This window comes from Bradyrhizobium sp. AZCC 2262 (genome assembly GCF_036924535.1).
Taxonomy (GTDB): domain Bacteria; phylum Pseudomonadota; class Alphaproteobacteria; order Rhizobiales; family Xanthobacteraceae; genus Bradyrhizobium.
Genome location: NZ_JAZHRT010000001.1, coordinates 6609754 through 6636132 on the forward strand (window position 1 = coordinate 6609754; position 26379 = coordinate 6636132).

Below are 26379 nucleotides of genomic sequence, written 5' to 3' on the forward strand. Positions count from 1 at the left end.
GCAGCGGCTCGCTTCTGCGTCCGCAGGTAGGGACAACAATGGGAACCGCCGCTCCCCTGCGGCTGTTCGCGAGTGGACTTAGACCTGCCCAAGGGATATTCCAGCACAGATTTTTCGGAAGATGGCGGCTTCGCACGCAGATTCCGGACGTTATTTTGTCGCAACAAGAAACGCTGATTGAAGCACGGAACGACGAACCGATGAGCCTGCGGACCCGGCTATTGATACTGGTTATCGCCGCGATGCTGGTGCCGGCCATCCTGGTGGGACTGCGCTTTGTCCAGAACCGCACGAGCGATATCAACGCCGCACTGGCCAATTTGTCGGCAACCGCCAACGATATCTCAGGCGATCTCGACGAGAAAATTCAGGGCACGGCCCAGCTTCACTATGGCCTCGCCCGCGCCCGCGATCTCGATACCAGCGACAAGGCGGCCTGTTCGGCCTTCCTGTCGGCCGTGCGCGAAGAATACACGCAGTTCACGGGCATATTGACCATCAAACCGGACGGCAGCCTGTTCTGCGACTCGCTGCGAACCAACCGGACCCTCGATCTCAGGGATCGCGAATATTTCAAGCAGGCCCTGGTTGCCAACGGCGTCGTCACGCTGCAGCCCGTGTTCGGCCGGCTGACCGGGATATCGGTGCTGCAGATCGCATACCCCGTGCGCTCGGAATCCGGCGAGCTGAAGTTCATCCTGCTCGCCTCGTTCAATCTGCAGAAATTCGCGGACTATCACGACAAGCGCCTGTCGAACGAAATCGGGATCCTGCTGGCCGACAAGAAGGGGATCATCCTGGCTGCGCCCGACGGCATGAACTGGACTGAACCGACCGGCGCATCGATCGCGAACTCTGAGCTGTTCCGGTTTGCGGCCGAACTGGACGGCCAACCTCTCCGCGAGGTGACCGATCGGGATGGCCAAACCCAGGTCTGGGCCGTTGCCCGCTCGCCTTTGGGCCGCGATGCCGGACTCTATATCCTGGTCGGACGATCCAAGGACCGTCTAGTTGCCGCCGCCAATCGCCGCCTGTACGAGGATCTGGCGATCCTTGCGGTAGCGTCGCTGCTGCTGTTCGCAGGCGTTTGGCTGCTGGCGACCATGAGCGTCGGCCGTCAGGTCCGGCGCCTTGCCACGATGGCGACAAAACTCGGACTTGGCGATCTGAGCGCGCGGATCGCCCCGCCCCATCCGGGCGGCGAGCTGGGCGGACTGATGACGCTGCTCAACGGCACCGCCGAGTCGCTCGAGCGCCAGCGCGCTGCGATCGACGAGCTCAACCAGAAACTCACCCAATCCCAGAAGATGGAGGCGATGGGTCAGCTCACCGGCGGCGTGGCGCATGATTTCAACAATCTGCTGACCGTCATCCTCGGCAATGCGGAGCACCTTGCCGAGAAGCTGGCGGCACACAAGGAACTGCACGGCATCGCCGAAAGCATCGCGACCGCCGCCGAACGCGGATCGGACCTGACGCGGAGCCTGCTCGCGTTCGCGCGCAAGCAGCCATTGATGCCGCGAAACATCGACATCGGCCAGAGAATTGTCGGCATGGAGCAATTGCTGCGCCGGACGCTCGGCGAACATATCGAGTGCGAATTCCGGCTTGATCAAAACCTGTGGCAGGCCAGTGTCGATCCCGGCCAACTGGCGTCCGCCCTGCTCAATCTGGTGCTCAACGCGCGCGACGCCATGCCATCGGGCGGCAAGCTTATGGTCGAGGTGCAAAATACCTCGCTCGGTGAAGCCGATGTGGACGTCAACGGCGAGGCGCGACCCGGCGATTACGTCATGGTCGCCGTGACCGATACCGGCACCGGCATGACGACCGAGGTCGCGGGCCGCGCCTTCGAGCCGTTCTTCACCACCAAGGAGGTGGGCAAAGGCACCGGCCTCGGCCTCAGCATGGTCTACGGCTTCGCCCAGCAATCCGGCGGTTCGATGCAGATACGCTCGGAGCCGGGACACGGCACCGCCGTCAAGCTTTTCTTCCCCCGCGTCGCAACACCCCAGGCGAGCGTCGCGCCTTCTGCCGGTCAGCAGGCCAAGCCGACCGGCAGCGAAACCATTCTCGTTGTCGAGGACGACGACATGGTGCGCGGCTATGTCGAAGGCGAATTGAAGGCGCTCGGCTATCGCGTCATCGTGACACGCGACGGGCCGGCGGCACTCGCAATATTGCGCGGGCCCGAGAAGATCCATCTTCTGTTCACCGATGTCGTGATGCCCGGCGGCATGTTCGGAACAGAACTTGCGAAGGAGGCCGCGCGCCTGCGGCCACACTTGAAGATCCTGCTGACCTCCGGCCACACCGAGCATCCCGTCGACGCGCTCGACGGAGGCGGCCGCGACGTGCGGATCCTGAACAAGCCTTACCGCCGGCACGATCTGGCGTCGACGCTGCGTTCGGTGCTGAAGGCGACTTGACCGCCCGCAATGTATGCAGACAGCGTATTGGTCAAGTCTGCCCGGATGACGTCACGGCTGCGCAGGTGGTTCCCTGCCCCACTCTGCAGCGGCCGGCGCACAGGATTGCGCTATCAGGACCGGGACGCGAGCAGGAGGGCGACAACAAGATTCGCCACGAACAGCATCGCATCGATGGCAAAAATCCGAAGCATCGGCCCCCTCAACACGGGCCAATAAGCCACCCCAACCCGTCCGCCACGCATCAGGACCGGAAGGTTGTAGGCGAACTGACTGAAGTGACACGCGGCAAAGAACAGGAATAACGCAAGCTGCGCGTCGTACACCCCAAAGAAAGGCGGCCGGAACACCAGGAGATACAATGACAGGAGACCGATCGGCAGATTGAGCGCGCCCAGAAACGCCACGCTCGCCGACAAGGTCGGGGCGATGGGATTGCCACGCTCCTCCCGGGGCACCAGTATCTTCAGCGTATTGCCCTGCGCGATGCTGAACTGCATGAACGCGGCGCCGAACCAGAGCGCGTTAAGGAGCAGGACGAAATCCGAAAATCGCATGGCTACTTTCCGTAGAAGGCCTCGCTGCGCACTACGCGGCCGGCACCGTCGAAGTCCATGAACTCGCTGGCGCGGCTGTCGCCCAGTTGCCACCACACCGTCAGGCGCGCGATCGTGTCGTCCCAGCTCCAGTTCAGGATTTTCAGGTCTGCGCTCTCGATGCCGCCGTAAGCCCTTTGCCAGTAAGCGCGGATGTTCTCGGCACCTGCGACTACCGGGGACTCCGTCAATTTGAGCGCCAACGGGCTGCGCATCTCGGCGTTTTCGGCGAAGTGCGAAACAACCGCGTCGATATCGACCTTGCGCCAGTTCGCGCACCACACCTCGACAAAGCGTCCGGCCGCCGCGCGGTCCATTGTCTGTCCGCTCATGCTTGCGCCCTCCCTCGATGCAATTGCCGGGAAGAGATGGCACAGGGCGATCCTAACGTCAACTATATTGACCTTAGGATATTGTCAGTTGTTGTCGGCGATGACCCCCATGACGGCCATCCAGGCGGCAGCGCCGGGTGGGCCGACACGATCGAACGCCTCGCGCAGAACCTTGCGCTCATGGCCCGATGCCCGTTGCTCAGTGCGTTTTCCGGCTTCCGTCAGCCGCAGCAATTTGGAGCGATGCTGCGCGGGCGACCGCTTCGATGTCAGGAGTTTACGCTGCAGCAACAGGTTTAGCGGCCGGTTCACAGCCTGCTTGGATATGCCGAGGACCTCGATCAGCGCGCCGATCGAGATGTCGGGCTGTCGCGCGACGACATAGAGAATGCGATGGTGCGGGCGTGAGAGGCCGAGCGTGGCGAGATACTGGTCGGCCGAGAGCGTCATGCCACGCCAGCCGTAATACATCAGCTCCAGCGCCGCATCCAAATCGTGCAGCTTCCTGAGCGAGGCGCGGTGCAGGCCCGCGGCGTGAGAAGCATTTTTTTGCATGTACCTACCGCGTCGAATTGACCGAAGAGAATCTAGCCCAGCGCCCGCAGCTCGCGTCGCAGCACCTTGCCCGTCGCCGTCATCGGCAACGTCTCGGCGAATTGCACGAAGCGCGGGTATTCGTGGGCGGCGAGCTGCACTTTGACGAACTCCTGGATCTCGCGCGCCAGTTCATCGCTGGCCGCAAAACCCGGTCGCAGCACGATCCATGCCTTGATGGATTCGGTGCGGATCGGATCGGGAATGCCGACCACCGCCGACATCGCCACCGCCGGATGCTTCATCAGCGTGTGCTCGATCTCCGACGGGCCGACGCGGTAGCCGGCCGTCGTGATGACGTCATCCTCGCGGCTGACGTACCAGAAATAGCCGTCCTCATCCTGAACGCCGAGATCGCCGGTCAGGAGAAACTCGCCGGCATATTTTTTCGCGGTCGCCTCCGGGTTCTTCCAGTATTCGATCATGGTGCACGGGCATGGCTGGCGCACACCGATAATGCCGCGCTGTCCACGCGGCAATTCCTCGCCCTTGTCGTTAACGATGCGGACGTCAAAGCCGGGCGTCGCCTTGCCCATTGCGCCGGGCCGGATCGGAAACAGGTTCGAATTGCTGCCGATCACGAGATTGCATTCGGTCTGGCCGAAAACTTCATGCGCATCGATGCCAAAAGTTTCGCGCACCCAGCCGAGCAATTCGCCGCCGAGCGACTCACCGCCGGTAAAGATGCTGCGCAGTTTTACGCCGGGATTTTTCACGCCGGCCTGCCGCATCAGTTTCAGCGCGGTGGGCGGCAGGAACGTGTTGCGGATGGAGAGCTCCGCCATCATCGCCATTGCCGCCTGCGGTTCGAATTTACGTGCGCGGTGGCCGACCAGCGGAATGCCGTGATACCAGAACGCCAACAGGCCGTTGATCAGACCGCCGATCCAGGCCCAGTCGGCCGGCGTCCACATCAGATCGCCGGGTCGCGGCAGGAAGTTGTGGCACATCTCGACATTCGGCAGATGGCCGAGCACCACACGATGGGCATGCAGCGCGCCCTTTGGATTGCCCGTTGTGCCCGAGGTGTAGATGATCAGGGCGGGATCGTCGGCCGAAGTGTCGACGGTCATAAAATCCGGCGATGCAGCCTTCAGGAAAGACCAGAACGGTTTCGTCCCGGTTGGCGCCTTCCCGCCGATGACATAGACGTGCTCCAGCGCGGGAAGGCGATCGCGTATTTTTGCAAGCTTCTCCCAGCCCGATTCGTCGGTGACGATTGCCTTGGCTTCCGAATTCGACAGGCGGAATTCCAGCGCGTCCTCGCCGAACAGCGCGAACAACGGGATCGAGATCATGCCCGAACGAAACGCCGCAAGATGCGCGATCGGCAATTCCAGCGACTGCGACAGGAACACTGCGACACGGTCGCCGCGCGCGAGGCCGTCGGCTTTCAGAACGTTGGCAAAACGACGCGACTGCTCGGCGACTTCGTCGAACGAGGTGTGCGTGGTGGCGCCGCCCTCATCGACATAGACCAGCGCCAGCCGGTTGGTGCCATCCGCGTGACGGTCGCAGCAGGCGGTCGCCATGTTGAAGCGCTCGGGGATGTCCCAGCGGAAATTGCGGTAGAGCTCGTCGTAGGTGGCGGCTTCGGTGAGCATGGCGTCAGTTGTTCCGTCCCTCGTCATGGCCGGACTTGATCCGGCCATTCAGGTTCTTGCTTGCGGGCAAGTTTAAAGACGTGGATGCCCGAGGCAAGCCCGGGCATGACGTGGAGCGATGTTTTGTCGTCCTGACTCAAGGCGCCCGTGCGTTCTCCATCGCAAGCTCGGCCTCGAGGCTTGCGACGTCGCGATAGATCGAGGCGACGGCGAGCACGCGGCCACGGCTCTTGTACTGCAGCAGGCAATCCTTGCCGGCGATGTCGCCATCGACGGTGATTTCGTCCCATTTCTCGGCGTGGCCGACATAGTTGATCGGCACATCGTAGTGCTGGCTCCAGAAGAACGGCACCGCGTGGAACGGCTCGCGCTGCCCAAGCATGTTTCGCGCGGCGGTCTGGCCTTGACGCTCGGCCACCACCCAATGCTCGACGCGTATGGTCTCGAGGGAATGCGGATCGGGCCAGCGCGCGATATCGCCCGCCGCATAGATACCGGGCACGCTGGTTTCCAGATAGGCGTCGACGGTGACGCCCCGATCGATCGCCAGTCCCGCTTGCTCCGCCAATCCAAGACGCGGGCGCACGCCGACGCCAACCACCACGACATCGGCTTCGATCACGGGGCCGCTCTTCAGCGTCGCGCGTTTACCGTCGATCGCGGTCACGGTATCGCCGAGGTGGAAGATAACGCCATGCTCTTCATGCAAGGCACGGACGAAGTCACCCATCTCAGGCCCGAGCACGCGCTCCATCGGCCGCTGCTCGAGGCCAACGACGTGGACCTCGATATTTCTGGCGCGCAACGACGCGGCGGCTTCGAGCCCGATAAAGCTCGCGCCGATCACGACCGCCCGCTGCGCGCCATCGGCCAGGGCGATGATGGCGCGGGAATCGGCCAGCGAGCGCAGCACGTGCACGTGCGGCTGGTCCGCGCCCGGTATCGGCAGGCGTATCGGCTCCGCGCCGGTCGCCAGCAGCAAGCGGTCGTAGGGAATGGTCTCGCCGCCTAATGTGACGACATGGCGTGCGCTGGTGTCGATTGACGTGACCTCGGTCTTCAGCCGCAGGTCAATCTTCGCTTCGGTGTAGAAATCATCCGGCCGCAGCGGCATCCAGTCCTCCGGCGCGCTGCCGGCGAGATAGTCTTTTGACAGGTTCGGCCGGTCGACCGGCGCTGCGGCCTCGTTGCTCAGCATCACGATGCTGCCGTGAAATTCCTGCCGCCGCAGCATCTCGGCTGCGGCAAAGCCCGCCGCGCCGCCGCCGATGATCACGATCTGGCCGGGCACATCGATGGCGCCCTTTACCCGCGGCTTGACTTGCGGCTTGGGCTGTTCACGCTTCTCCCGAACGAAGATGCGGCCGTCTTGCTGCTCGACCCTCCAGACCGCGATCGGACTGAGCGCCGGCGCCCGGGTGGCTTCGCCGGTGCGCAAGTCGAAACAGGCGTGATGCCAGGGACAACGGATGCCCTCGCCGGTCACGAGGCCCTCGGCGAGCGGCCCATGATAATGGCTGCAATGCGCGCCGATCGCGAAAATCTCCGAGCCCGAACGGACCAGCGCCACTTCATCGTCGCCGACATGGCCGAGCAACGTCTCGCCGGCGAATTCGGACAGGGCTATGCCGTTTGAAAGATCGGAACCGGCGGGAGGCGCTTGCTGATCGGCCATATCTTCCTCCGCTCTCGTTGCTACGTCGCCATTCCCAGAAATTCCTGACGGGTCAGCGCATTGTCGCGAAAGCAGCCGAGCATGCGGCTGGTCACGAGATCGGTGTCCGGCTTGTGCACGCCGCGCGTCGTCATGCAGTGATGCGACGCCTTGATAATGACGCCGACGCCCTGCGGTTCCAGGACGTCATTGACGGTGTTGGCAATCTGCGCCGTCATCTTTTCCTGAATCTGCAGACGCCTGGCATAGACGTCGACCACGCGCGCCAGCTTGCTGATGCCGACAACGCGGCCATTTGGAATGTAGGCCACCCAGGCCTCGCCGATGATCGGCACCATGTGATGCTCGCAATGGCTCTCGAAACGGATGCCGCGCAGCACGATCATCTCGTCATAGCCTTCGATCTCTTCGAAGGTCTTTTTCAGGATCTCGACCGGGTCCTGACCATAGCCCGCGAAGAATTCCTCGAACGAGCGCGTCACGCGCGCCGGTGTCTCGCGCAGGCCGTCCCTATCAGGGTCTTCGCCCGTCCATCGGATGATGGTGCGCACGGCCTGTTCGACCTCGACCCTGCTCGGCCTCTGGATTTCGGACAGCGACGCTCTTGCACGATCCAGCGCATGTACGTTCGGATTCATTGAGATGCCCTTCCACGTTGCCAAGGACGATTGCCAAGGGAGCTTGAACCCATTGGATGTCGCGTTGGCGGAAAGGTTCCCGATGGCGGGCGGTCCTGCCACTTCAGCCGCGGCAATGTGTGCCGAGGGGTCCGCTTACCGGCCAGGTGCAGGCATGGTATCAAGACTTGCCGGGGACCGCCTGAACGCATTGCGGTCATTCGCTGGACGCCGTGTTTTCCTTAAACGGCCGATCGGTCGAATCCTCTCGTTGCGCTCAAGCGGTCGCCGCGAAGCGTGGACCGACGGGAGCACAATCATGAAGACCTTGCTGCTGGTGCTTTCCATGGTTGCCGGCGCGCGGGATGCGACCGCGCAGGAGGACGCGCAATGCGTCCGCGAACGCGCCGCCATGGTCGAAACCATCAAGGATTACACCCGGTCCCATGCCGTTGTTTCGGGACAGCAGGGCTTTTCGGAGCGGGTCCTTGAGGCCATGGGACAAACGAAACGGCATCTGTTCATTCCCGCGCGATCTTGCTCGATCGCATACGCGGACATGCCGGTCCCGATCGGCCGCGGCCAGACCATATCGCAGCCGTTCATCGTGGCCTTGATGACAGAGTTGGCCGAGGTCGCGCCCGATCATGTCGTGCTCGAAGTCGGTACGGGTTCGGGCTATCAGGCCGCCATCCTTGCGCACCTGGCGCGAAAGGTCTGCACCATCGAGATTATCCCGCCATTGGCCGAGGCCGCCGCGAAAACACTCAGAGACCTCCGGTATGACAATGTGAGCGTCAGGCTTGGCGACGGCTATGTTGGCTGGCCCGAATGCGGTCCCTTTGACGCCATCGTGGTGACCGCCGCGCTCGGGCAGGTACCGCCGCCGCTGATCGAGCAGCTCAAAGTGGGGGGTCGGCTCGTCATGCCGGTGGGGGCCGAATACGGCACCCAACACCTCACGGTCGTCGAGAAAATCGCCCCTGACAAGACGACAACTCGCGCCGTCGCCCCCGTGCGATTCGTGCCCTTCACACGCTCACCGAGCCGGTAGCGTCGTAGCCCGGATGAAGCCAACGGGTCGCGCGAATGCGCGCCCGATGACAGGCTCCGCGCAAATCCGGGACCTGTCAGACGAGCCTAGGACGTCAGCGCCGCCTTCACCATGCCGCTGGCTTTTCCAAAATCCATCTGGCCGGCGAATTTTGCGCGCAGCACGCCGATCACCTTGCCCATGTCTTTCATGCCGGCGGCGCCGGTCTCGGCGATCGCGGCTGCAATCGCAGCCTTCATCTCGGCTTCCGACATCTGCTTCGGCAGATAGGCCGAGATGATCGCGATCTCCTCGCGCTCCTGCGCGGCAAGTTCGGCGCGGCCGCCCTTGTCGTAGAGCTCGACCGATTCCTGGCGCTGTTTGATCATTTTTTGAAACACACCAAGCAGATCAGCATCTGACAGCGGCGGCTTGCCCTGCCCGCGCGCGTCGATATCGGCGTTCTTGATGGTCGAATTGACCATGCGCAGCGTGGAAAGCTTGCGCTCGTCCTTCGCCTTCATGGCGTCCTTGACGGCGTTGTTGATGTCGTCGCGCAGCATGGTTGCCTCACTGAAAATGGTGGCGCCGGAAGGCCTTTGGTCTATAGGAAGATTCCGCGTCTATATAGGGGCTGATATGAAAACCAGAAAGGGGCTCGCAACACTGGCCATCTGCGTTGCCGTGCTGTGGGCGAGCCGCTTCGGGCCTTACACCTGTGGGAGACTTCCAGGCTTCGTTGCTGAAACCGCCGGCTCGCTGACAAGCATCCTGGTGTCAGCCGTCCTCCTGACCACTTTTCTGTTTCTTCCCGTCTACGATCTCATTTCCTTCATGACGTACAGGTTCGGCTGGGAAAAGAGCTTCAATCCGCTCACGGTCTACCCCGGCGAATTTCCCGCGCCGGGACAATCGCCGCTGTCGCAGAAGATCAAGCTGTGGTTGTTCTATCCGCTCGATATTGCCGTTGTGATCTTTTTCCTGCTGCCTGCGTGGATGAAAGTCGCCTACTGCGGCTGAGTCGACGCCGTACGCGACACTCACTAGCTCCACAGCCATTCGACCAGCACGTCGGCGGTTGCCTGCGGCTGTTCCACCTGCGGCAGGTGACCGCAATTGGGCAGGATCACGAGCTTTGCGTTATGAATGTTGTCGGCCATCTCGACCGACAGCGCGTTCGAAATGGTGTTGTCCTCGTCGCCCGAAAGCACCAGCGTCGGGCATTTGAGGGCCGCCAATGCCGGCCGCGAGTCCGGCCGGCTGATGATGGCTTCCTGCTGGCGCACGAAGGCCTCGACCCCGATATCCTCGCCCATGTCATGAACGAGTTGGCGCAGGCTCGCATCCTCGCGTCGCGACGGGTGCACGAAGCCGGGAAACAGATCGTCCAGCACGGCGCGGTATTCGCCACCTTTCGCGCGGGCCATCATGGTGCGGCGGCGGGCGGTCGCCTCCGGCGTATCCGGCCGGGCCTGGGTATTGAGCAGCGCCAGTTTTGCCACCCGTTCGGGCGCCTGCCGCATGATCTCGAAGGCGATATAACCGCCCATCGAATGCCCGGCGAGCGCGAAGCGCGGCGGCGCCTCGGCCAGAATCCGTCGCGCGATCAGGGCCATATGGCCGTCGCGGATGTGGTTGGCGACCGTCACCGGGCCGAACCGCCATAACGCCTGCACCACGGGGGCGTAGATCCGCGGCGAGCTGACCAAGCCGGGAATGAGCAGGATCGGCATCGCATTGTCCATGCCCGGCTCCCGGATTGGCGGCAAAAACGTGCGAAAAGGCGGAAAAGCCCAGTCTAGGGCCGCGGAACCGGCTGTCAAATATGCGGCAAACGCATGTGAATAGCCGGTTTTCTTTGGGCTTTCCTGGCGCTCCGGCTTTGACGCGCAGGGCCGCTTGCGACTATGAAGTGCGCTCATGACAATATCTGAAAACGCCTCAGCCTGGCCGGACCACAAACCGACCGCGCTCCTCGTGCTTGCCGACGGTACCGTGCTGGAAGGTTTTGGCCTCGGCGCGGAAGGCCACGCCGTCGGCGAGGTCTGCTTCAATACCGCGATGACCGGCTATGAGGAGATCCTCACCGATCCGTCCTATGCCGGGCAGCTCATCACCTTCACTTTCCCGCATATCGGCAATGTCGGCACCAACGAGGAAGACATCGAGACGGTGAACATGGCGGCCACGCCCGGCGCGCGCGGCGTGATCCTGCGCACGGCCATTACCGATCCCTCGAACTACCGCGCCACGAAACATCTCGACCAGTGGCTGCGCGCCCGCGGCATCATCGGCCTCTCCGGCATCGACACCCGCGCGCTGACCGCGCTGATCCGCAGCAAGGGCATGCCGAATGCCGTCATCGCCCATTCGAAGAGCGGCGAGTTCGACCTGCATGGCCTGAAGGAAGAGGCGCGCGAATGGCCGGGCCTCGAGGGCATGGATTTGGTGCCGATGGTGACGTCGGCCCAGCGCTTCACCTGGGACGAGACGCCATGGGCCTGGGAAAAGGGTTTTGGCCGGCAGAGCGAGCCGGAGTTCAACGTGGTCGCGATCGACTACGGCATCAAGCGCAACATTTTGCGGCTGCTCGCCGGTGAAGGCTGCAAGGTCACGGTAGTGCCCGCGACGACGTCGGCCAACGACATTCTGGCGATGAAGCCCGACGGCGTGTTCCTGAGCAACGGCCCGGGCGATCCGGCCGCCACCGGCAAATACGCGGTGCCTGTGATCCAGCAGGTGATTGCGTCGGGCACGCCGACCTTCGGCATCTGCCTTGGTCACCAGATGCTGGGCCTGGCCGTCGGCGCCAAGACCATGAAGATGCACCAGGGCCATCACGGCGCCAACCATCCGGTCAAGGACGAGACCACCGGCAAGGTGGAGATCACCTCCATGAACCACGGCTTTGCCGTAGACCAGGCGACGCTGCCGGAAGGCGCGACGCAGACCCACATCTCGCTGTTCGACGGCTCCAATTGCGGCATTCAGCTCAAGGGCAAGCCGGTGTTCTCTGTGCAGTATCACCCCGAGGCCTCGCCGGGCCCGCGCGACTCGCATTATCTGTTCAAGCGATTTGCGGACCTGATGCGGGCGAACAAGCGGGCGTAGGATCGCCGCGGGTGTGCCCCGGATGCTACGCAGCGCGCCGCATCTTTCCGGCGTGATGCGCTGCTGGTCCGGGGTCCATCGTGGCCATCGGTCCCGGCTCTGCGGAGCAGCGTTGCACGCTGCGCCGCTCCGGGACGCAAGAGTTGCGAGCATCGGTGCGTTTTAGTGTGATGCTTATCATCATAACCCGGACCCCATCTTCATGGACGCCAAGCCCGCCGCCCCCAAGGTCGAATACGGAGTGACGCCGACGCAGGTGATGGCGTCGATGTCGGGGCTCGACTTCGTCCGCGGCATCTTCGAGGGCAAACTGCCGTCGCCGCCTATCATGCAGAACGTCGAGCCGTACGATCAGACGGCCGAGGTCGGCCACGTCGTGTTCCACAGCGTGCCTGGTTTCCGCCACTACAACCCGATTGGCTCGGTGCATGGCGGCTATGCCGCGATCCTGCTGAATTCCGCGATGGGGCTTGCGGTTCACACCGCGCTTCCCGCCGCCACCGGTTACACCACGCTGGAATTCAAGATCTCTTTCATCAGGGGCATGAGCCAGGATACCGGCCCTGTGCGCACCGAGGGCAAAACGCTCAATGTCGGCCGCCGCGCCGCCACCGCAGAGGCGCGCATCACCGACGCAAGAGGCCGGCTGCTCGCGCATGCGACGACGACGTGCCTGGTTTTCGAGATTCCGAAGGGAACGTGAAGCGCGGATTTCAGTTTGAAGTTTGTAGGGTGGGCAAAGCGAAGCGTGCCCACCATTGCTTGCGTAATGCTGATGGTGGGCACGCTTCGCTTTGCCCACCCTCCGATTTCGGAGGAAGCCAATGTCCGTCGTCAGCGCCGATATCGAGCCTCTCACCTTCATCTTCGAGGACGACGGCCTCGTGCCCAACAATCCCCTGCCGTTTTTGGTCTACAAGGGCGCGATCGACGTCGCCAACGATCACCCGGAAAAGACCATCGAGGGGCTGTTCGGCGCCAATGGCTGGGGCGCGATGTGGCGAAATGGCGTCTACGATTATCTGCATTATCATTCGACCGTGCATGAAGCATTAGGCGTTGCCCGAGGAAGTGCGCGCGTGCAGTTTGGCGGTGACCACGGCAAGCCACTCGATATCTCGGCCGGCGACGTCGCGATCCTGCCCGCCGGCACCGGGCATCAGCTGATCTCGGCGAGCAAAGATTTTTGTGTGGTCGGCGCCTATCCGCCGGGCCCGCCGATGCAGATCACGCGGCCGACGCCGGAGGACCATGCGAAGGCGTTGAAGACCATCCCGCAGGTAAAGCTGCCGAAGACCGATCCGGTGCGCGGCGAAGATGGCCCGCTGGTCCGGCTATGGAAGGGCAGCGCGGCTTAGACGACTGCGCCCGTCATTTGGGAGGCTGCAATTCGCCTTCGGTCCAGCCAACGGCATTGGATTTGAGCGGATCGAAGGCCACCGTCCTGGTTTCGGTGTGGCCGCATTTTGCGCATTCGAACGTTCGTTGCTCCAAACCTTCCGGCCCATCCGAAACGGCAGTCGTGGTCATCCGCGCCTCGCAATCGGGGCAACGCGGCCGCATCGGCAGAAGCTCTGGAGGGGGTCTTTCCGGGGCTAGCATGACACTCACCCAGCGTTGAGTTGAACCTATCGGCGCCTGCAATTCGCGCGCCGACAACCTTCACAAAGGCCTAATCTAACCAGTGAAAACGCCCTTCGATCCGTCCAGTACCCGACACTGGGCACAATAGTGCCAAATATATCCGCCGAACTGTCCGATACCCGACTATCTGCGCGGAATTAATTGGCTATTGCTGTTGCTTGCGCCCATTATGGGTTCATCGCCGGACTATTCCGAGGCATCGGTGACAGAGAGAGTTGAAGCTCCCGCCGATGTTGCGTTGGAGCTACTCGTGGCCGCAGAAAATCACCTTCTGGGTTTGCTGGATGCTTCCGCGCTGGCCCTGCTGAAGCCGCACATGCGGACGATATCAGTCGAACATGGCGAACTGTTGCACGGCTCCGCGTCGGACGTCGAGTTCGCCTATTTCCCGCGCTCCTGCATCATTTCCATACTCGCCGGCACCGATCAGGGCGCGACCACCGAGACTTCCATCGTCGGCCGTGAGGGCATGGTCGGATCCTCCACCATCCACGGCATCACGACGTCGTTTGCAGAGTCGATCGTGCAGGTCGCCGGCGAAGCCGTGCGCATCCCTGCCGCGGAAGTTCATCGCGTCGGGCGCGAGAGCGAAAGCTTTCGAAAGATCGTCGCGCTGTTCGATCTCTCCTTGCTCGCGCAGTCGCAGCAATCGACCGCCTGCCAGGCGCTGCACCAGGTGGAAGCCCGCGCCGCGCGCTGGCTCCTGCAGTGCAGCCGACGGCTCGGCAGCCACGACATCCGGCTGACCCAGGAATTCTTCGGGCAGATGCTCGGCGTCCAGCGCACCACCATCAATCTGGTCGAGCGCACCCTGCAGAACGCCGGCCTCGTTGAGATCGGCCGGGGCCGCATTTCGATCGTCGACGCGAAAGGGCTGCTTGCGGTCTCCTGCGACTGCTACGAGCGCATCGAGAAACGGTACGAAGAATTGCTGGGCCCGCTCGACTAGATTTGTTTCCTGCTTGCGGAACGAACTAGCCAGGAGTGTGTTGGCGTCTCGCGGTAGTTCGGATAGCCGACATTTTAATCAGCGCCGCGATGCCCCACCCAGCCACAGGGTCGACGCCGATGCAGCCACGCGCGCGCAAGCGACTTGTCGTGCTTATCGTCGAGGACGAGTTTCTGGTCCGGATCGATACCACGAAAACGATCGAGGCCGCCGGGTTCGAGGCTGTCGAAGCCGGAAACGTGGATGAAGCAATCGCCATCCTCAAGGCGCGCGACGATATCCACCTCATCTTCACCGACATCCACATGCCGGGTTCGATGGACGGGCTGAAACTCGCTCACTTCGTGAGAAATCGCTGGCCGCCGGTCAAGATCATTGCAACGTCGGGCCACGCCCGGATCACCGAGAGCGACCTTCCCGACGGCGCGCGTTTTCTGCAAAAGCCCTACACCGCAACAAAGATCACCTCGGCATTGCGTGAACTGATCCAGTAACCGTGCTGGATCAACCGCGGCTGGCGATCGGCAAGTTTGAACTGGCAGAATCCGATACCGGCTCGCCTGAGGAAACGCGCATCGCGGCGACCCGGGCGACGAAAAGCCCGATGACGAGATTTGCCCGTTCGGTCTCCAGCTTGTCGCGGACCGGCCCGTTCGGCTCCGTCGCGCACATGGTCTTGATGCAATCAAGGGTGCGGGCCAATGAATCGACCACCGCCAATATCGGTTCCATGGAGGGCGGCGCCACTGCCAGCGGCTCCGACGCCGCTTCAGACTTCGTGCCAGGAAATTCAATTACTTTCTGCATCGTTCAATTCCAAATCTCAACAGCCAGTAATGCACAAAACAGTTGCATCGTCCGGCACGGGCGTATCGGACGGCTTTCATCATAGCGACACCCCGCGCAGGCTCGCTTAAATTGATTATCGGAATCTTGCAGTACCATCTAAAGACGTGCGCTTTTTGCGCGCATCCGGTTTACGTCTGGGCCGGCTAGAGATAGGCCGTATAGGAACTGATCCATACCAGAATGGACGCCAGAAGGCCGATCACGCCGGCGTTGCCGGCAAAAGCGGTGGCGCTGCCGGACATTCCCAGCCGAAGCTGGTCGCGGTTCATCCCGTCGGGTATCGATATGACAGCCGGAAACACCGTCGCCCCGCCGAGCGCGTTGGTGCGCGCCAGCGTCCCCGACACCGCGATCTGCCCCTGGCCGATGCCCTTCGGGATCGCAATGATCCTGGCGTGATAGATGCGGCCCGGAACGTTGTCGAACACGATATCGACGGGTGCGCCTTCCTTGATGGTCTGAAAGCCGTTTTGCGAAAACATTCCGACCAGCGTGATTTCGTTCTCGACAATGAACGACATCGCCGAGCGCGCCTGCAGCGCGCGATCACCGACGGACAATGCGACAACGGTGACATAGCCGTCGGCGGGCGCGCGAATGTCTGTCTGCGACAATTCCCATTTTGCGTTATCGAGCTGCGCCTGAAGCTGCGCGACCGTGGTGTTGACGCCGCCGATCTCGGAATCCAGCGCGAGCTTGGCACTCTGCTGCGCCGCCTTGGCCGCAACCAGCTGCGCCGACACCGTCTCATACTGCACTTGTTTATCCTGCGCCTGAAATTCCGTGTTTGCCATATCCGCTGCCAGCGTCTCGATGTCGGCAAGACGCTTTTTGTTGTAGGCGGCCTGTGCAGTGAGCCCCGTAACATTCGCCGTCGCTTGCTCGTAGTTCGATTTCAGGATCTCGACCTGCTGCTTCGCCGCAGCGAGCGAGGCCTGCAACTGCGTGACCTTGTACTGAAACGGCGCCGGGTCGATTTGAAACAGCACGTCGTTGACTTTCACCGGCACGTTCGGTTTGACCGGGATCGCGACAATCTGTCCTGTCACATTCGGCGTCACCTCCACCACGCGACCGGTAACCGTCACCCGCCCGGACGGCGTGAGATAGTTAAAAAGCGCGAGAAATGTCGCGAGGATAAATCCGCCGACGAGCAGCGAGACAGTCCCCGACAACCAGCCCCACCGCACCAGTTTGAATTTCGAGAACACGGCCCACAGCGCGACGAGATAGAGGCACAGAATGATGATCATGGCTGGCCCTCACCATTGGGTTGTGTTACAGTTTCACTCGTGAGGAGGTTTCAGGAATATAATAATATCACCTCATAGCAACTTTTTTTACCACGCCTAATTTCGATTTCGCATACGCCGTCAGGCGTTTGAAGCAGCTACGTCGCACTTTCTCTTGCAAATGCACTCGCGCGCCCAAGCGCGAATGCTTCGAGTCGCTCAGTCGATTTTTGAAGGAATGGTGTCATGCGTACCACGACGTTGAATCAGATTTTCGGAATGCTCGCCATAACGGCGATAATGTTCGGTGCCGAAACAGCAATTGCTCAGAATGCTGCAGCACCGCCCTCCATGAAAACAATCGGCACACCTTCGGCTATTATCCCTACCCGCCTTGCTATTGAAATCAGCGAAAGGAGGGCGCCGCTTCTCCCGATCTCAAATGGGTACCGCTTAAGATTCAGTTAGGGCCAGAGACGGGCAAGCGGGATGCATTTTCGGAGGCAGCCATGACCCTCGCCGATGCGAATTTGTCGTCGGGCCACGAACAGCTGCTGGAGCAGTCTGCCGGCGCCGCCATGCTCTACGTTCCCGGCGGCACGTTCCGAATGGGTTCGGATCGCCACTATCCTGAGGAAGCGCCGGTTCATCGCGTGACGGTCGATGGATTCTGGATGGACCTCGTACCGGTGACCAATCGGCAATTCCGGCAATTCGTTGAAGCAACGGGCTATGTCACTTTTGCCGAAACGGCACCGGACCCGAAGGACTATCCGGGCGCGCTGCCGCATATGCTCAAAGCGGGTTCTCTCGCATTTGCGGCGCCCAAGCGGCGCGTCGATCTGCGCAATTGGGGCGAATGGTGGACGTTCAGGTTTGGCGCCAACTGGCGGCGCCCCTACGGACCCGGCAGTTCGATCCGCGGACTGGACGAGCACCCGGTCGTGCATGTGGCCTTCAAAGATGCCGAGGCTTATGCCAAGTGGGCGGGCAAGGAACTACCGACCGAGGCCGAGTGGGAATTCGCGGCACGCGGTGGCCTTGACGGAGCCGAGTTCGCTTGGGGCCACACGTTCACGCCCGGCGGACGCCAGTTGGCCAATACCTGGCAGGGCGAGTTTCCGCACGAGAATCTGGCAACCGATGGCTATGAGCGTACGTCGCCGGTGACGACGTTTCCTCCGAACGGTTATGGCCTCCACGACATGATCGGCAATGTCTGGGAATGGACGACCGATTGGTACACGGCGAAGCATGAGGCCGATGCGCCAAAAGCCTGTTGCATTCCCGAGAATCCGCGCGGTGGTCGCGAAGACCAGAGCTACGACCCATGCACGCCCAACATCAGAATTCCGCGCAAGGTGCTCAAAGGTGGATCGCACCTGTGCGCACCCAATTATTGCCGCCGCTACCGGCCGGCGGCGCGCCATGCCGAGCCGGTTGATACGTCTGCCAGTCATGTTGGCTTCCGCTGCATCAAACGGGAGAAAAGACCCCATGATCAATGAACAGAACAAGTGCCGGCCGAAACAGAAATGGCTATTGGCAACCGGTCTTGCGACCTTGCTCGTCGCAGTTCCAGCTCTTCTCGCCGGATCGGCAGCAGCCCAGCAAATCACGGGCACGCCGGGCACGCCGAGCGCTACGATGACGCTCGATGGCAAGCAGCTTCCTCCCGAGCCTCCGAAGTTCGGCGGCGTGATCAACGAGACGGCCAAGGATTCCAAACCGTATTGGCCGCCGTCCGTCGTTCCGCCCAAAGGCGCGCCGAACGTGTTGCTGATCATGACCGATGACCAGGGCTATGGCGTTTCCGGCACCTTCGGTGGTGTCATCCCGACCCCGAACATGGATCGCATCGCCAACGCCGGCCTGCGCTATACCCAATTTAACTCGACCGCACTGTGCTCGCCGACACGGGCCGCGCTGATCACCGGCCGCAACCATCATTCGGTCGGGTACGGCGTCATCGGCGAAATGTCCACCGGCTACCCCGGCTACAATTCCGTCATTGGCCAGGAGAGCGCAACGATCGGAACCATTCTCCGCGACAACGGATATGCCACGTCGTGGTTCGGCAAGAACCATAACACTCCGACCTATCTGTACAGCGCGGCCGGGCCATTCGACCAATGGCCGATCGGCATGGGTTTCGAATATTTCTACGGATTCATGGGCGGCGAGACCGACCAGTGGACGCCCTACCTGTTCCGCAACACCACCCAGGTATTTCCATGGATCGGCAAGCAGAACTACAACCTCATCACCGACATGGCCGATGACGCCATCAACTACATGAACGGCTTGAACGCCGCCGCGCCGGACAAGCCGTTCTTTGTCTACTACGTGCCGGGTGGCACGCATTCGCCGCACCAGCCCAAGAAGGAATGGATCGACAAGTTCAAGGGCAAGTTCGACATGGGTTGGGAGAGGCTGCGCGAGCAGATCTTCGCCAACCAGAAGAGGCTCGGGGTAATCCCCGAGAACACCCAGCTCACCCCCTGGCCGGATACGCTGCCGAAGTGGGACTCGCTTTCCTTCGTGCGAAAGAAACTATACGCGCGGGAAGCCGAGGTGTTTGCCGGCTACTCCGCCTATACCGACTATGAGATCGGCCGCGTCATCCAGGCAGTCGAGGACATGGGCAAACTCGACAATACGCTGATCATCTATATCAGCGGCGACAACGGCACCAGCGCCGAAGGTACCCTTGAGGGTACCCCGAACCAGATGACCGCCTACAACGCCATTCTGGATCTCCCGGAAGCCGAGTTGATGCTGAATTATGAAGCCTGGGGCTCCGACAAGACCTACCCGCATATGTCGGTGGCGTGGTCGTGGGCGTTCGATACGCCGTTCAAATGGACCAAGCAGGTGGCATCGCACTTCGGCGGGACAAGACAAGGCATGGCGATATCCTGGCCCGGTCACATCACGGACCCCGGTGGCATCCGCACCCAGTTCCACCACATCATCGACATCGTGCCGACGATCCTGGAAGCCGCCGGCATCCAGGCGCCTGCCACGGTCAACGGCATCGCGCAAAAGCCGATCGAAGGCGTGAGCATGGCCTACACGTTCGACAAGGCAAATGCCAACGCGCCATCAAAACGCGACACGCAGTATTTCGAGATGTTCGCCAATCGCGGAATCTACAACAATGGATGGTATGCAAATACGACGCCGCCGGTGCCGCCGTGGATCATGGGAACGGCCAAACTGCCTGAGATCAACGAATACAAATGGGAACTCTACAACATCGTTGATGACTTTTCGCAAAACAACGACCTCGCCGCCAAGAATCCCGACAAGCTGAAAGAGATGCAGGCGTTGTTCCTGGCGGAGGCGGCCAAATACCAGGTCTTGCCGCTGGACAACTCAATCCTGCCCCGCCTCGTGACTCCGCGGCCGAGCGCGACTGCCGGGCGAACGGAGTTCACGTTCAAGGGGGAGAATGCCGGCATTCCGGACGGTAATACCCCGAGCATCCTCAACAAGGACTACACCATCACCGCAGAGATTACCGTCCCCCAGGGCGGTGCGGAGGGAATGATCGCAACGTACGGCGGTCGCTTCGGCGGATACGGTCTCTACCTGCTCAAGGGCAAGCCGGTGTTTTCCTATAACATGCTCAATCTCAAGCGGTATCGCTGGGAGAGCGGCGTGGGAAATCGCGATGTCTTTGGCGATGCGCTCAAACCCGGGAAGCACACGATTGTGTTTGACTTCAAGTATGATGGACCCGGCCCCGGCAAGGGCGGCACCGGTGTGCTCACGGTTGATGGCAAGCAGGTCGCCAAGAAGTCGATGCCGCACTCGATTCCTTTCCTGATGGCGATCGACGAGACCTTTGACATCGGCAGTGACACCCGCACGGCGGTGGATGACAGCTACAAGCTGCCGTTCCGCTTCACCGGCAAGATCGACAAGCTGACCTACAAGCTTGGCGCGACGCAAATGACGGGCGGTGAGCAAAAGCTGATGCGGCACGCGCTCGAAAGAGCGAGAGACTAGCCCAATCCAATTGATCTGCGAGCGTCGAAGGACGCTCGCAGATTTCTCATCTTGAGCACGGGAGCCGGCACCATGCTGACGAAACGTGATCTTCTTCGTTCCGCAGCGCTAGCTGCAATTACTGTCACGACGGCCAAGGCTGCCCCGGCGCAAGCGCAGACGAGCGCCGAGCGTCCAGGCTTCTTCAAGGCCAAGGACATCGCCGAGGCCGGCTTCATCTTCGGCCTGCCGATCGTGATGAACTACGGCGTGATGCACGAATACGCCGTCGATCGCAACTCCGGCCAGTTCAAGGCGCCGTTCAACAACCTCAAGAACGAGGCGCGCGTCTACACCTACAAGGACACCGCCATTATCACGCCGAACAGCGACACGCCCTATTCACTGGGGTGGATGGATCTGCGCGCGGAGCCCATCGTCCTGTCCGTTCCGGCGGTGGACCCGAAGCGCTACTACTCCGTCCAACTCTGTGACGGCAACACCTACAATTACGGCTACATCGGCAGTCGCGCCACCGGAAGCGAGGCCGGCGATTACATGGTGGTCGGGCCGGACTGGAAGGGGTCGACTCCCCCGGGGATCAACAAGGTGTTCCAGTCGGGCACCCAGTTCTCGGCCGCCATCATTCGCACCCAGTTGTTCAATCCGGAGGACCTCGAGAACGTCGCCAAAGTGCAGGCCGGCTACAAGATGCAGCCGCTTTCTGCCTATCTGAAGCAGCCGACGACAACTGCGGCGGCTGGGGTCGACTTTCCCAGGATCGACAAGGAGCTCGCGAAGACCGACTTCTTTGAATACCTCGACTTCGCATTGCAGTTTGCGCCCCCGCAGGAGAACGAGAAGGAAATACGCGCCGCACTTGCAAAGATCGGCGTCGGTCCCGGCAAGACTTTCAACTTCAAGGACCTGCCGCTGGAGCAAAAGCTTGAAATCGGCCTTGGCATGAAGGAAGGCGAGAAGAAGCTCGAGGAGGCCGTCGCGACGGTCGGCAAGAGGATCAACGGCTGGCAAGTCAGTGCGCCTTTCGGCGACAACGCCCATTACAATGGCGACTGGCTGAAGCGCGCTGTCGCAGCCAAAGCCGGTATCTATGGCAACGATTCGGTGGAAGCGACCTATCCGCAAACACGTATCGACGGCGACGGCCAAACGCTCGACGGCAGCAAGAACAATTACACCCTGACATTCCCGCCGGGCCAGCAGCCGCCGGTCAACGCGTTCTGGTCGGTGACGATGTACGACGGCAAGACGCAGCTTTTGATCGAAAACCCGATCAACCGTTATCTGATCAATTCGCCGATGCTGCCGAACATGAAGAAGAATGCCGACGGCTCGGTCACGCTGTACATCCAGAACAAGTCACCGGGCGCGGACAAGGAAGCCAACTGGCTGCCCGCGCCGGACGGGCCGATCTACCTCGTGATGCGGCTGTACTGGCCGAAGACCGAGCCGCCTTCGCTCCTGCCCGCCGGTGAAGGCACCTGGAAGCCGCCGGCGATCGTGGCGGCGAACTAGCACTCACGGCAGCGGCCGTCGCCGAAGATGATGGCGGCCGCAGCCGGTGCGACCCCATGCGCGAAATACCACCGGTGTTATTGTCGAGCCGCAAACTCCCGCGACCGATCCCCTGCCGTCACGTTCTCGCAATGCCCGTTGACGTGCATAGCAGGCGACCATCCCGTGACTTCGGCGCAACAGCCGCGATGGATTTTCGATCTGGACCGTCTCGCGAGAGCGATGGCTTACGACGAGACATTCAATCCATGTCAATCTGGGGTTGATCGCTGTGATCTCCAGGCATCGGGAGCAAGCAGGATGGCGCACAAACCATTCAATCGAGGACTCAACGCCCTTCTCAAATATTCAGGTGCCGGCCTGTCGATTGCGATGCTGGCCGCCCTTCCCGGCGTGGCACACGCCGATGAAAACGGCATCAGCTTCTGGGTCCCCGGCTTCTTTGGAAGCCTCGCGGCGACACCGCAACAGCCGGGTTGGTCGCTGGCGACGATCTACTACCACACCTCCGTCTCCGCGGGCGCCGACGTCGCACGCGCACGCGAATTCTCGCTCAACAGGGTTCCGGCCAACCTTACCGTCAACGCAAATCTGAATTTGAACGTCAACGCCACCGGCAATCTGGGCTTTGTGATCCCGACCTATGTATTCGAGACGCCGGTACTTGGCGGCCAGGCGTCGGTGTCTATGATAGCAGCCTATGGCGTCGTCGGCACCAGCCTGGCGGGGACCTTGTCGGGCGTGGTCACGGGCCCGTTCGGCAACAGCGTCCCCTTCGCCCGGTCCGACACCATCAGCGACACGACATGGGGCTTTGGGGATCTGATCCCGCAATTCTCATTGCGCTGGAACGCCGGCGTCCACAACTACATGACCTATATCACCGGCGACATCCCGGTTGGCGCTTACCAATCCGACCGCCTGTCGAACCTGGGTATCGGACACGGCGCGATCGACGGCGGCGGCGGCTATACCTATTTCAATCCGCAGACCGGCCACGAATTCTCCGGCGTGCTCGGCTTCACCTACAACACCAAGAATACAACGACGCAATATCAAAGCGGCGTCGATATGCACTTCGACTGGGGTGCATCGCAGTTCCTGTCGAAGCAGGTCATGGTCGGCCTCGTTGGCTATGTCTACAAGGAGCTCGGCTGCGACAGCGGCCCAGGCGACCGTGTCGGCTGCTTCCAGTCCCAGGTGGTTGGCGTCGGTCCCCAGATCGGATTCCTTTTTCCGGTCGGCGACATGCAGGGTTATCTCAATTTCAAGGCTTACGGAGAGTTTGCCGCAGAGAATCGTCCCAGTGGTTGGAATGCCTGGGTCACCTTCGCCATCTCGCCTCCGGCGCCCGGCGCGCCTCCGACAACAAAACCCATCGTCAGAAAATATTAGGATCAGGGTGCTCGGGGCGGGTCGATCGTTTTGACGGATCGATGGTTTGGCTTGGGCGGATGAAAGACGTTCAATGTATCCAGATACACCGTCCGTCAGTCAGCTATCGCATGTGATTTCGCAGGCGGCAGCGCCTGCGTTCCTTCTGGGCGCGCTGGCCGCCTTCATTGCCGTGCTGATTTCCCGCCTGAACCGAATCATCGACCGCACCATGGTCCTGAACGGGATACCGGATCACGATACTGTCCGATCCCGGCTCAAGGCCGATCTACCGCGCCTGATGCGGCGGGCGGCGATGCTGAACCGGGCAATCTTATGGGCGGTGGTCGCCAGTATTTCGGTGACGCTTCTTGTGATCGTGGCGTTTGTAACCGCGTTCTTTCAGCTCCAGCATGAGCGGGGGGTGGCTATCTTCTTCATGATTTCGCTGGGCGCTTTCACAATCTCGCTGATCGATTTCGCCCGCGAGGTGCGAATCGCACTGAGCGAGTTCGATCATTACGCCTGACGCGGTGACGCGTTCGTCGCACCATCACCCTTTGGCCGGAGGCAGCCCGCGCCGATTGCCCGAGTGAAAACCGGCCCAGAACAGCTAACGGCTCCACTGCCCCATCTGCAGGCATGTCAGCAAACTGACGTAACTTGGCGTGCCGCCGATGCTCTCCTGCGAGATGCAGCTTGCCCGGCCTGGCGCGGGGAATTTCGACCACTGGCTTGCGAGCTGCCGCTTCGCTTTCTGTTCATCGTTCACGCAGCTCTTCATCGACTGGTCAACGGAGAGGCCGGTGGTAGCGGCGACGTCGAGCTTGCAACTTCGGGAAATGTCGAAGTTCGGCACGCCGTCTGCTACCGCAACGATCAACTGCGAGTTCAAAACGATCATCGAGAAAGAGATAGGCATCTCCCGCCTCCTTCGGATCGCAGCAAAAGCTTCGGGCCGCCGCTGGCCGAAGCCGCAGCGCAGCCTACCGCAAAACCGGCCTGGACGCGACGTGAATGTCCTGCAGGCAGCCGCCGCAGGCCGCAGCGATGGCAAGGCCGGCCCTGCGCGCCTGCTCAAGCGGCAACCGCGCTCACGCCGCGTTGGCGCCTTCCTGACGGCTGGCCTCGAACAGGAACCAGGTGCGGCGCTCGGTCTCGTCGATGAAGACTTCGAGCAGGCTTGCGCTGCCGGAATCCTCATGATCGTCGCAAAGCTTGTGGGCTTTGCGCATCGCCGCCGCCATTTTCTTGTTGTCTTCCATCAGTTCGCGCAGCATTTCGCGCGGCGGCACGTATTCGTCGTTGTTATCCTGGATGGTCTGATGCTTGGCGATCTGCCCGATCGAGCGCAGCGTGGTGCCGCCGAGCTTGCGTACCCGTTCGGCGAGCTGGTCGGTGGTGGCGAAAATGGCTTCCGACTGCTGGTCCAGCATCAGGTGATAATCGTTGAAATGGCGGCCGCTGACATGCCAGTGGAAGTTCTTGGTCTTCAGGTAGAGCGCGAAGGCATCCGCCAGCAGCGTGTTGAGCGACGCGGAGATCTTGTCCACCGCGGCCTGCGGCAGGTCGGTCGGCGTATCAAGTTCGGGGGATACCTTGTCGGATTTGTTGCTGGTTTTGCTCACGTTGCACCTTCCTGTTAGGAACCGGACTGCGGCGGCGGGTGGACATTGGCCGTCGGACGACCTAACGCATCACTTTCAGGCTGGTTCCGGCACCGGAACCCGCTGTTTTTCCGGGCGCGCGCGATGGATGAATGGATCGACTATTACGATTCCACGCATACGATTTATGCGAGCAAGCTGCATCGCGACCTGCATTTCCAGATCATCGCGCGCGACATCGTCGGCTACATCTCCTCGCCCGACTCCGTCGTGCTGGACTATGCCTGCGGCGAGGCGCTGTCGGCCGCCAGGGTAGCCGACGCCTGTGCCCAGCTCTATCTGGCCGAGCCCGCCCCTGGTGTCCGCGGTCGGCTAATCGCGCGCTTTGCGCCGAACACCAGGATCCGCGTCCGCTCGCTCGAAGATCTCACGCGCATGGCGGAAAGCTCGATCGATCTCGTCGTCATGAATTCGGTCGCGCAATACATGACGCCGAACGAACTGGATTCGGCTTTTGCCGTCGTCCGCCGGCTGTTGAAGCCGGCCGGGCGCCTGGTTTTGGGCGACATCCTGCGCCCGGAAGTCGGCATGGCCAGGGACGTGCTGGCGCTCTTGAAATTCGCCCGCTCGCACGGCTTCCTGAAGGACGCGCTTTACGGCCTCGCCAGCACGGCGCTGTCGGACTACCGGCAACTGCGCACCCGCGTCGGGCTGCAGCGCTACAGCGAGAATGAGATGATCGAGAAGCTCGCCCGGGCCGGCTTCTCCACCTCGCGCGCGCATCAGAACATCGGCCACAACCCCTGGCGGATGACCTTCGTGGCCCGGCACGCTCTAAAGCTCAGTTGAGTCCTGCCGCGCGCCTTAAGGTTGTTAACCCTAAAGCGCGGTAAGGTATGGTTCACCGCGCCGTGATCGGCGATGATGACTGCGGCCCGGTGGCGGAAGCGACGACGCGGGAGCAGTGCAATGCTCTTTATCCTGGTTCAAATCCAGGCCGGGCCTCCAGCCTTCGCTGGCTCCGCCAGCTTCGGCTAGGCAAGCCAGCTGTGCCCCCACCCAAAGTTCGCCTGTACAAGGCGCAGGCTTGCCTCGCCGCAGCTCGGAGAGCGAAGGCGGGAGCTCGCAGAGCGAAGGCGGACCGAGGCGCCAAATCCCCTAAAATCCCCGTTGATGGCCCGTTTTTGGGGGTTTCGCGGGTACG

28 protein-coding genes and 1 tRNA gene are annotated in these 26379 nt (G+C 61.7%); 17 read left to right on the forward strand and 12 right to left on the reverse strand.

Annotated features, from left to right (window positions below):
- The first annotated feature begins 200 nt into the window (after nucleotides 1–200).
- Nucleotides 201–2429: an ATP-binding protein gene (locus V1283_RS30975; protein ID WP_334390422.1), complete on the forward strand. Its 2229-nt coding sequence runs from the start codon at nucleotides 201–203 to the stop codon at nucleotides 2427–2429.
- A 113-nt stretch (nucleotides 2430–2542) separates the two neighbouring features.
- On the opposite strand, the gene V1283_RS30980 is transcribed toward V1283_RS30975, so the two are convergent.
- The 6 genes from V1283_RS30980 to folE all read right to left on the reverse strand — a co-directional run bounded on the left by V1283_RS30980 (nucleotide 2543) and on the right by folE (nucleotide 7868).
- A complete protein-coding gene (locus V1283_RS30980) occupies nucleotides 2543–2986 on the reverse strand; it encodes a hypothetical protein (protein WP_334390423.1) in 444 nt (147 codons plus the stop codon).
- A 2-nt stretch (nucleotides 2987–2988) separates the two neighbouring features.
- The gene (locus tag V1283_RS30985; protein ID WP_334390424.1) at nucleotides 2989–3357 is read right to left on the reverse strand and encodes a nuclear transport factor 2 family protein; all 369 of its coding nucleotides are present in this window, start codon (nucleotides 3355–3357) and stop codon (nucleotides 2989–2991) included.
- Between the two features lie 84 nt (nucleotides 3358–3441).
- Entirely contained in the window at nucleotides 3442–3912 is a 471-nt protein-coding gene (locus V1283_RS30990; RefSeq protein WP_334390425.1) for a MarR family winged helix-turn-helix transcriptional regulator, read from the reverse strand.
- Between the two features lie 32 nt (nucleotides 3913–3944).
- Nucleotides 3945–5555 (reverse strand): acyl-CoA synthetase, encoded by a 1611-nt coding sequence (locus tag V1283_RS30995; RefSeq protein WP_334393236.1) that lies wholly within the window; start codon nucleotides 5553–5555, stop codon nucleotides 3945–3947.
- 136 nt (nucleotides 5556–5691) lie between these two features.
- On the reverse strand, nucleotides 5692–7230 hold the full coding sequence (locus V1283_RS31000) for an FAD-dependent oxidoreductase (RefSeq protein ID WP_334390426.1): 1539 nt from the start codon (nucleotides 7228–7230) through the stop codon (nucleotides 5692–5694).
- 20 nt (nucleotides 7231–7250) lie between these two features.
- Nucleotides 7251–7868 carry a GTP cyclohydrolase I FolE gene (gene folE / locus V1283_RS31005; protein WP_334390427.1) on the reverse strand — a complete coding sequence of 206 codons (618 nt, stop codon included), beginning with the start codon at nucleotides 7866–7868 and terminating at the stop codon, nucleotides 7251–7253.
- 298 nt (nucleotides 7869–8166) lie between these two features.
- On the opposite strand from folE, the gene V1283_RS31010 reads away from it, so the two are divergent.
- Nucleotides 8167–8901, forward strand: coding sequence for a protein-L-isoaspartate(D-aspartate) O-methyltransferase (locus V1283_RS31010; protein WP_334390428.1), 735 nt, complete (start codon nucleotides 8167–8169; stop codon nucleotides 8899–8901).
- Between the two features lie 86 nt (nucleotides 8902–8987).
- On the opposite strand, the gene V1283_RS31015 is transcribed toward V1283_RS31010, so the two are convergent.
- Nucleotides 8988–9443, reverse strand: coding sequence for a GatB/YqeY domain-containing protein (locus tag V1283_RS31015; protein WP_334390429.1), 456 nt, complete (start codon nucleotides 9441–9443; stop codon nucleotides 8988–8990).
- On the opposite strand from V1283_RS31015, the gene V1283_RS31020 reads away from it, so the two are divergent.
- Entirely contained in the window at nucleotides 9427–9900 is a 474-nt protein-coding gene (locus V1283_RS31020) for a hypothetical protein (protein ID WP_334390430.1), read from the forward strand. The genes V1283_RS31015 and V1283_RS31020 overlap by 17 nt on opposite strands.
- A gap of 23 nt (nucleotides 9901–9923) precedes the next feature.
- On the opposite strand, the gene V1283_RS31025 is transcribed toward V1283_RS31020, so the two are convergent.
- On the reverse strand, nucleotides 9924–10625 hold the full coding sequence (locus V1283_RS31025; RefSeq protein WP_334390431.1) for an alpha/beta fold hydrolase: 702 nt from the start codon (nucleotides 10623–10625) through the stop codon (nucleotides 9924–9926).
- Nucleotides 10626–10800: 175 nt separating this feature from the next.
- On the opposite strand from V1283_RS31025, the gene carA reads away from it, so the two are divergent.
- From carA to V1283_RS31040, 3 genes are all read left to right on the forward strand, one after another.
- Nucleotides 10801–11991 (forward strand): glutamine-hydrolyzing carbamoyl-phosphate synthase small subunit, encoded by a 1191-nt coding sequence (carA, locus tag V1283_RS31030; RefSeq protein WP_334390432.1) that lies wholly within the window; start codon nucleotides 10801–10803, stop codon nucleotides 11989–11991.
- A gap of 202 nt (nucleotides 11992–12193) precedes the next feature.
- Entirely contained in the window at nucleotides 12194–12694 is a 501-nt protein-coding gene (locus tag V1283_RS31035) for a PaaI family thioesterase (protein ID WP_334390433.1), read from the forward strand.
- A gap of 121 nt (nucleotides 12695–12815) precedes the next feature.
- Nucleotides 12816–13349, forward strand: coding sequence for a cupin domain-containing protein (locus tag V1283_RS31040; RefSeq protein WP_334390434.1), 534 nt, complete (start codon nucleotides 12816–12818; stop codon nucleotides 13347–13349).
- 13 nt (nucleotides 13350–13362) lie between these two features.
- On the opposite strand, the gene V1283_RS31045 is transcribed toward V1283_RS31040, so the two are convergent.
- On the reverse strand, nucleotides 13363–13521 hold the full coding sequence (locus V1283_RS31045; RefSeq protein WP_334390435.1) for a response regulator: 159 nt from the start codon (nucleotides 13519–13521) through the stop codon (nucleotides 13363–13365).
- A 364-nt stretch (nucleotides 13522–13885) separates the two neighbouring features.
- Between V1283_RS31045 and V1283_RS31050 the strand changes: the two genes are divergently transcribed.
- The 3 genes from V1283_RS31050 (at nucleotide 13886) to V1283_RS31060 (ending at nucleotide 15476) form a co-directional block, all read left to right on the forward strand.
- The gene (locus V1283_RS31050; protein WP_334390436.1) at nucleotides 13886–14584 is read left to right on the forward strand and encodes a Crp/Fnr family transcriptional regulator; all 699 of its coding nucleotides are present in this window, start codon (nucleotides 13886–13888) and stop codon (nucleotides 14582–14584) included.
- Between the two features lie 119 nt (nucleotides 14585–14703).
- Nucleotides 14704–15078: a response regulator gene (locus V1283_RS31055; RefSeq protein WP_334390437.1), complete on the forward strand. Its 375-nt coding sequence runs from the start codon at nucleotides 14704–14706 to the stop codon at nucleotides 15076–15078.
- Nucleotides 15079–15080: 2 nt separating this feature from the next.
- On the forward strand, nucleotides 15081–15476 hold the full coding sequence (locus tag V1283_RS31060; RefSeq protein WP_334390438.1) for a hypothetical protein: 396 nt from the start codon (nucleotides 15081–15083) through the stop codon (nucleotides 15474–15476).
- A gap of 100 nt (nucleotides 15477–15576) precedes the next feature.
- Here the strand turns inward: V1283_RS31060 and V1283_RS31065 are convergent, their stop codons facing one another.
- The gene (locus V1283_RS31065) at nucleotides 15577–16686 is read right to left on the reverse strand and encodes an HlyD family secretion protein (RefSeq protein WP_334390439.1); all 1110 of its coding nucleotides are present in this window, start codon (nucleotides 16684–16686) and stop codon (nucleotides 15577–15579) included.
- Nucleotides 16687–16911: 225 nt separating this feature from the next.
- On the opposite strand from V1283_RS31065, the gene V1283_RS31070 reads away from it, so the two are divergent.
- From V1283_RS31070 to V1283_RS31095, 6 genes are all read left to right on the forward strand, one after another.
- Nucleotides 16912–17133, forward strand: a complete 222-nt coding sequence (locus V1283_RS31070) for a hypothetical protein (RefSeq protein WP_334390440.1) — start codon at nucleotides 16912–16914, stop codon at nucleotides 17131–17133.
- Between the two features lie 41 nt (nucleotides 17134–17174).
- On the forward strand, nucleotides 17175–18173 hold the full coding sequence (locus V1283_RS31075; protein ID WP_442895792.1) for a formylglycine-generating enzyme family protein: 999 nt from the start codon (nucleotides 17175–17177) through the stop codon (nucleotides 18171–18173).
- On the forward strand, nucleotides 18163–20679 hold the full coding sequence (locus V1283_RS31080; protein WP_334390441.1) for an arylsulfatase: 2517 nt from the start codon (nucleotides 18163–18165) through the stop codon (nucleotides 20677–20679). Before V1283_RS31075 ends, V1283_RS31080 begins: the two co-directional genes overlap by 11 nt.
- Nucleotides 20680–20751: 72 nt before the next feature.
- On the forward strand, nucleotides 20752–22194 hold the full coding sequence (locus V1283_RS31085) for a DUF1254 domain-containing protein (RefSeq protein ID WP_334390443.1): 1443 nt from the start codon (nucleotides 20752–20754) through the stop codon (nucleotides 22192–22194).
- A 372-nt stretch (nucleotides 22195–22566) separates the two neighbouring features.
- Nucleotides 22567–23589, forward strand: a complete 1023-nt coding sequence (locus V1283_RS31090) for a SphA family protein (RefSeq protein WP_334393238.1) — start codon at nucleotides 22567–22569, stop codon at nucleotides 23587–23589.
- A gap of 46 nt (nucleotides 23590–23635) precedes the next feature.
- A complete protein-coding gene (locus V1283_RS31095; protein WP_334390444.1) occupies nucleotides 23636–24097 on the forward strand; it encodes a DUF2721 domain-containing protein in 462 nt (153 codons plus the stop codon).
- An 84-nt stretch (nucleotides 24098–24181) separates the two neighbouring features.
- Here the strand turns inward: V1283_RS31095 and V1283_RS31100 are convergent, their stop codons facing one another.
- A complete protein-coding gene (locus V1283_RS31100; protein WP_334390445.1) occupies nucleotides 24182–24490 on the reverse strand; it encodes a hypothetical protein in 309 nt (102 codons plus the stop codon).
- Nucleotides 24491–24662: 172 nt separating this feature from the next.
- On the reverse strand, nucleotides 24663–25196 hold the full coding sequence (locus V1283_RS31105; protein ID WP_334390446.1) for a Dps family protein: 534 nt from the start codon (nucleotides 25194–25196) through the stop codon (nucleotides 24663–24665).
- A 123-nt stretch (nucleotides 25197–25319) separates the two neighbouring features.
- Here V1283_RS31105 and V1283_RS31110 point away from each other — a divergent pair, with 123 nt between their 5' ends.
- Nucleotides 25320–26024 (forward strand): class I SAM-dependent methyltransferase, encoded by a 705-nt coding sequence (locus V1283_RS31110; RefSeq protein ID WP_334390447.1) that lies wholly within the window; start codon nucleotides 25320–25322, stop codon nucleotides 26022–26024.
- Between the two features lie 83 nt (nucleotides 26025–26107).
- Nucleotides 26108–26183: transfer RNA gene (locus V1283_RS31115), tRNA-OTHER, on the forward strand.
- Nucleotides 26184–26379: the final 196 nt, after the last annotated feature.

What these genes read in the sequence shown, in the direction of transcription:
- V1283_RS30975 (WP_334390422.1), top strand. Translation starts at nt 201, where the DNA reads ATGAGCCTGCGGACCCGGCTATTGATACTGGTTATCGCCGCGATGCTG.
- V1283_RS30980 (WP_334390423.1), bottom strand. Translation starts at nt 2,986, where the DNA reads ATGCGATTTTCGGATTTCGTCCTGCTCCTTAACGCGCTCTGGTTCGGC.
- V1283_RS30985 (WP_334390424.1), bottom strand. Translation starts at nt 3,357, where the DNA reads ATGAGCGGACAGACAATGGACCGCGCGGCGGCCGGACGCTTTGTCGAG.
- V1283_RS30990 (WP_334390425.1), bottom strand. Translation starts at nt 3,912, where the DNA reads ATGCAAAAAAATGCTTCTCACGCCGCGGGCCTGCACCGCGCCTCGCTC.
- V1283_RS30995 (WP_334393236.1), bottom strand. Translation starts at nt 5,555, where the DNA reads ATGCTCACCGAAGCCGCCACCTACGACGAGCTCTACCGCAATTTCCGC.
- V1283_RS31000 (WP_334390426.1), bottom strand. Translation starts at nt 7,230, where the DNA reads ATGGCCGATCAGCAAGCGCCTCCCGCCGGTTCCGATCTTTCAAACGGC.
- folE (WP_334390427.1), bottom strand. Translation starts at nt 7,868, where the DNA reads ATGAATCCGAACGTACATGCGCTGGATCGTGCAAGAGCGTCGCTGTCC.
- V1283_RS31010 (WP_334390428.1), top strand. Translation starts at nt 8,167, where the DNA reads ATGAAGACCTTGCTGCTGGTGCTTTCCATGGTTGCCGGCGCGCGGGAT.
- V1283_RS31020 (WP_334390430.1), top strand. Translation starts at nt 9,427, where the DNA reads ATGTCGTCGCGCAGCATGGTTGCCTCACTGAAAATGGTGGCGCCGGAA.
- V1283_RS31015 (WP_334390429.1), bottom strand. Translation starts at nt 9,443, where the DNA reads ATGCTGCGCGACGACATCAACAACGCCGTCAAGGACGCCATGAAGGCG.
- V1283_RS31025 (WP_334390431.1), bottom strand. Translation starts at nt 10,625, where the DNA reads ATGGACAATGCGATGCCGATCCTGCTCATTCCCGGCTTGGTCAGCTCG.
- carA (WP_334390432.1), top strand. Translation starts at nt 10,801, where the DNA reads ATGACAATATCTGAAAACGCCTCAGCCTGGCCGGACCACAAACCGACC.
- V1283_RS31035 (WP_334390433.1), top strand. Translation starts at nt 12,194, where the DNA reads ATGGACGCCAAGCCCGCCGCCCCCAAGGTCGAATACGGAGTGACGCCG.
- V1283_RS31040 (WP_334390434.1), top strand. Translation starts at nt 12,816, where the DNA reads ATGTCCGTCGTCAGCGCCGATATCGAGCCTCTCACCTTCATCTTCGAG.
- V1283_RS31045 (WP_334390435.1), bottom strand. Translation starts at nt 13,521, where the DNA reads ATGACCACGACTGCCGTTTCGGATGGGCCGGAAGGTTTGGAGCAACGA.
- V1283_RS31055 (WP_334390437.1), top strand. Translation starts at nt 14,704, where the DNA reads ATGCAGCCACGCGCGCGCAAGCGACTTGTCGTGCTTATCGTCGAGGAC.
- V1283_RS31065 (WP_334390439.1), bottom strand. Translation starts at nt 16,686, where the DNA reads ATGATCATCATTCTGTGCCTCTATCTCGTCGCGCTGTGGGCCGTGTTC.
- V1283_RS31070 (WP_334390440.1), top strand. Translation starts at nt 16,912, where the DNA reads ATGCGTACCACGACGTTGAATCAGATTTTCGGAATGCTCGCCATAACG.
- V1283_RS31075 (WP_442895792.1), top strand. Translation starts at nt 17,175, where the DNA reads ATGACCCTCGCCGATGCGAATTTGTCGTCGGGCCACGAACAGCTGCTG.
- V1283_RS31080 (WP_334390441.1), top strand. Translation starts at nt 18,163, where the DNA reads ATGATCAATGAACAGAACAAGTGCCGGCCGAAACAGAAATGGCTATTG.
- V1283_RS31085 (WP_334390443.1), top strand. Translation starts at nt 20,752, where the DNA reads ATGCTGACGAAACGTGATCTTCTTCGTTCCGCAGCGCTAGCTGCAATT.
- V1283_RS31090 (WP_334393238.1), top strand. Translation starts at nt 22,567, where the DNA reads ATGCTGGCCGCCCTTCCCGGCGTGGCACACGCCGATGAAAACGGCATC.
- V1283_RS31100 (WP_334390445.1), bottom strand. Translation starts at nt 24,490, where the DNA reads ATGCCTATCTCTTTCTCGATGATCGTTTTGAACTCGCAGTTGATCGTT.
- V1283_RS31110 (WP_334390447.1), top strand. Translation starts at nt 25,320, where the DNA reads ATGGATGAATGGATCGACTATTACGATTCCACGCATACGATTTATGCG.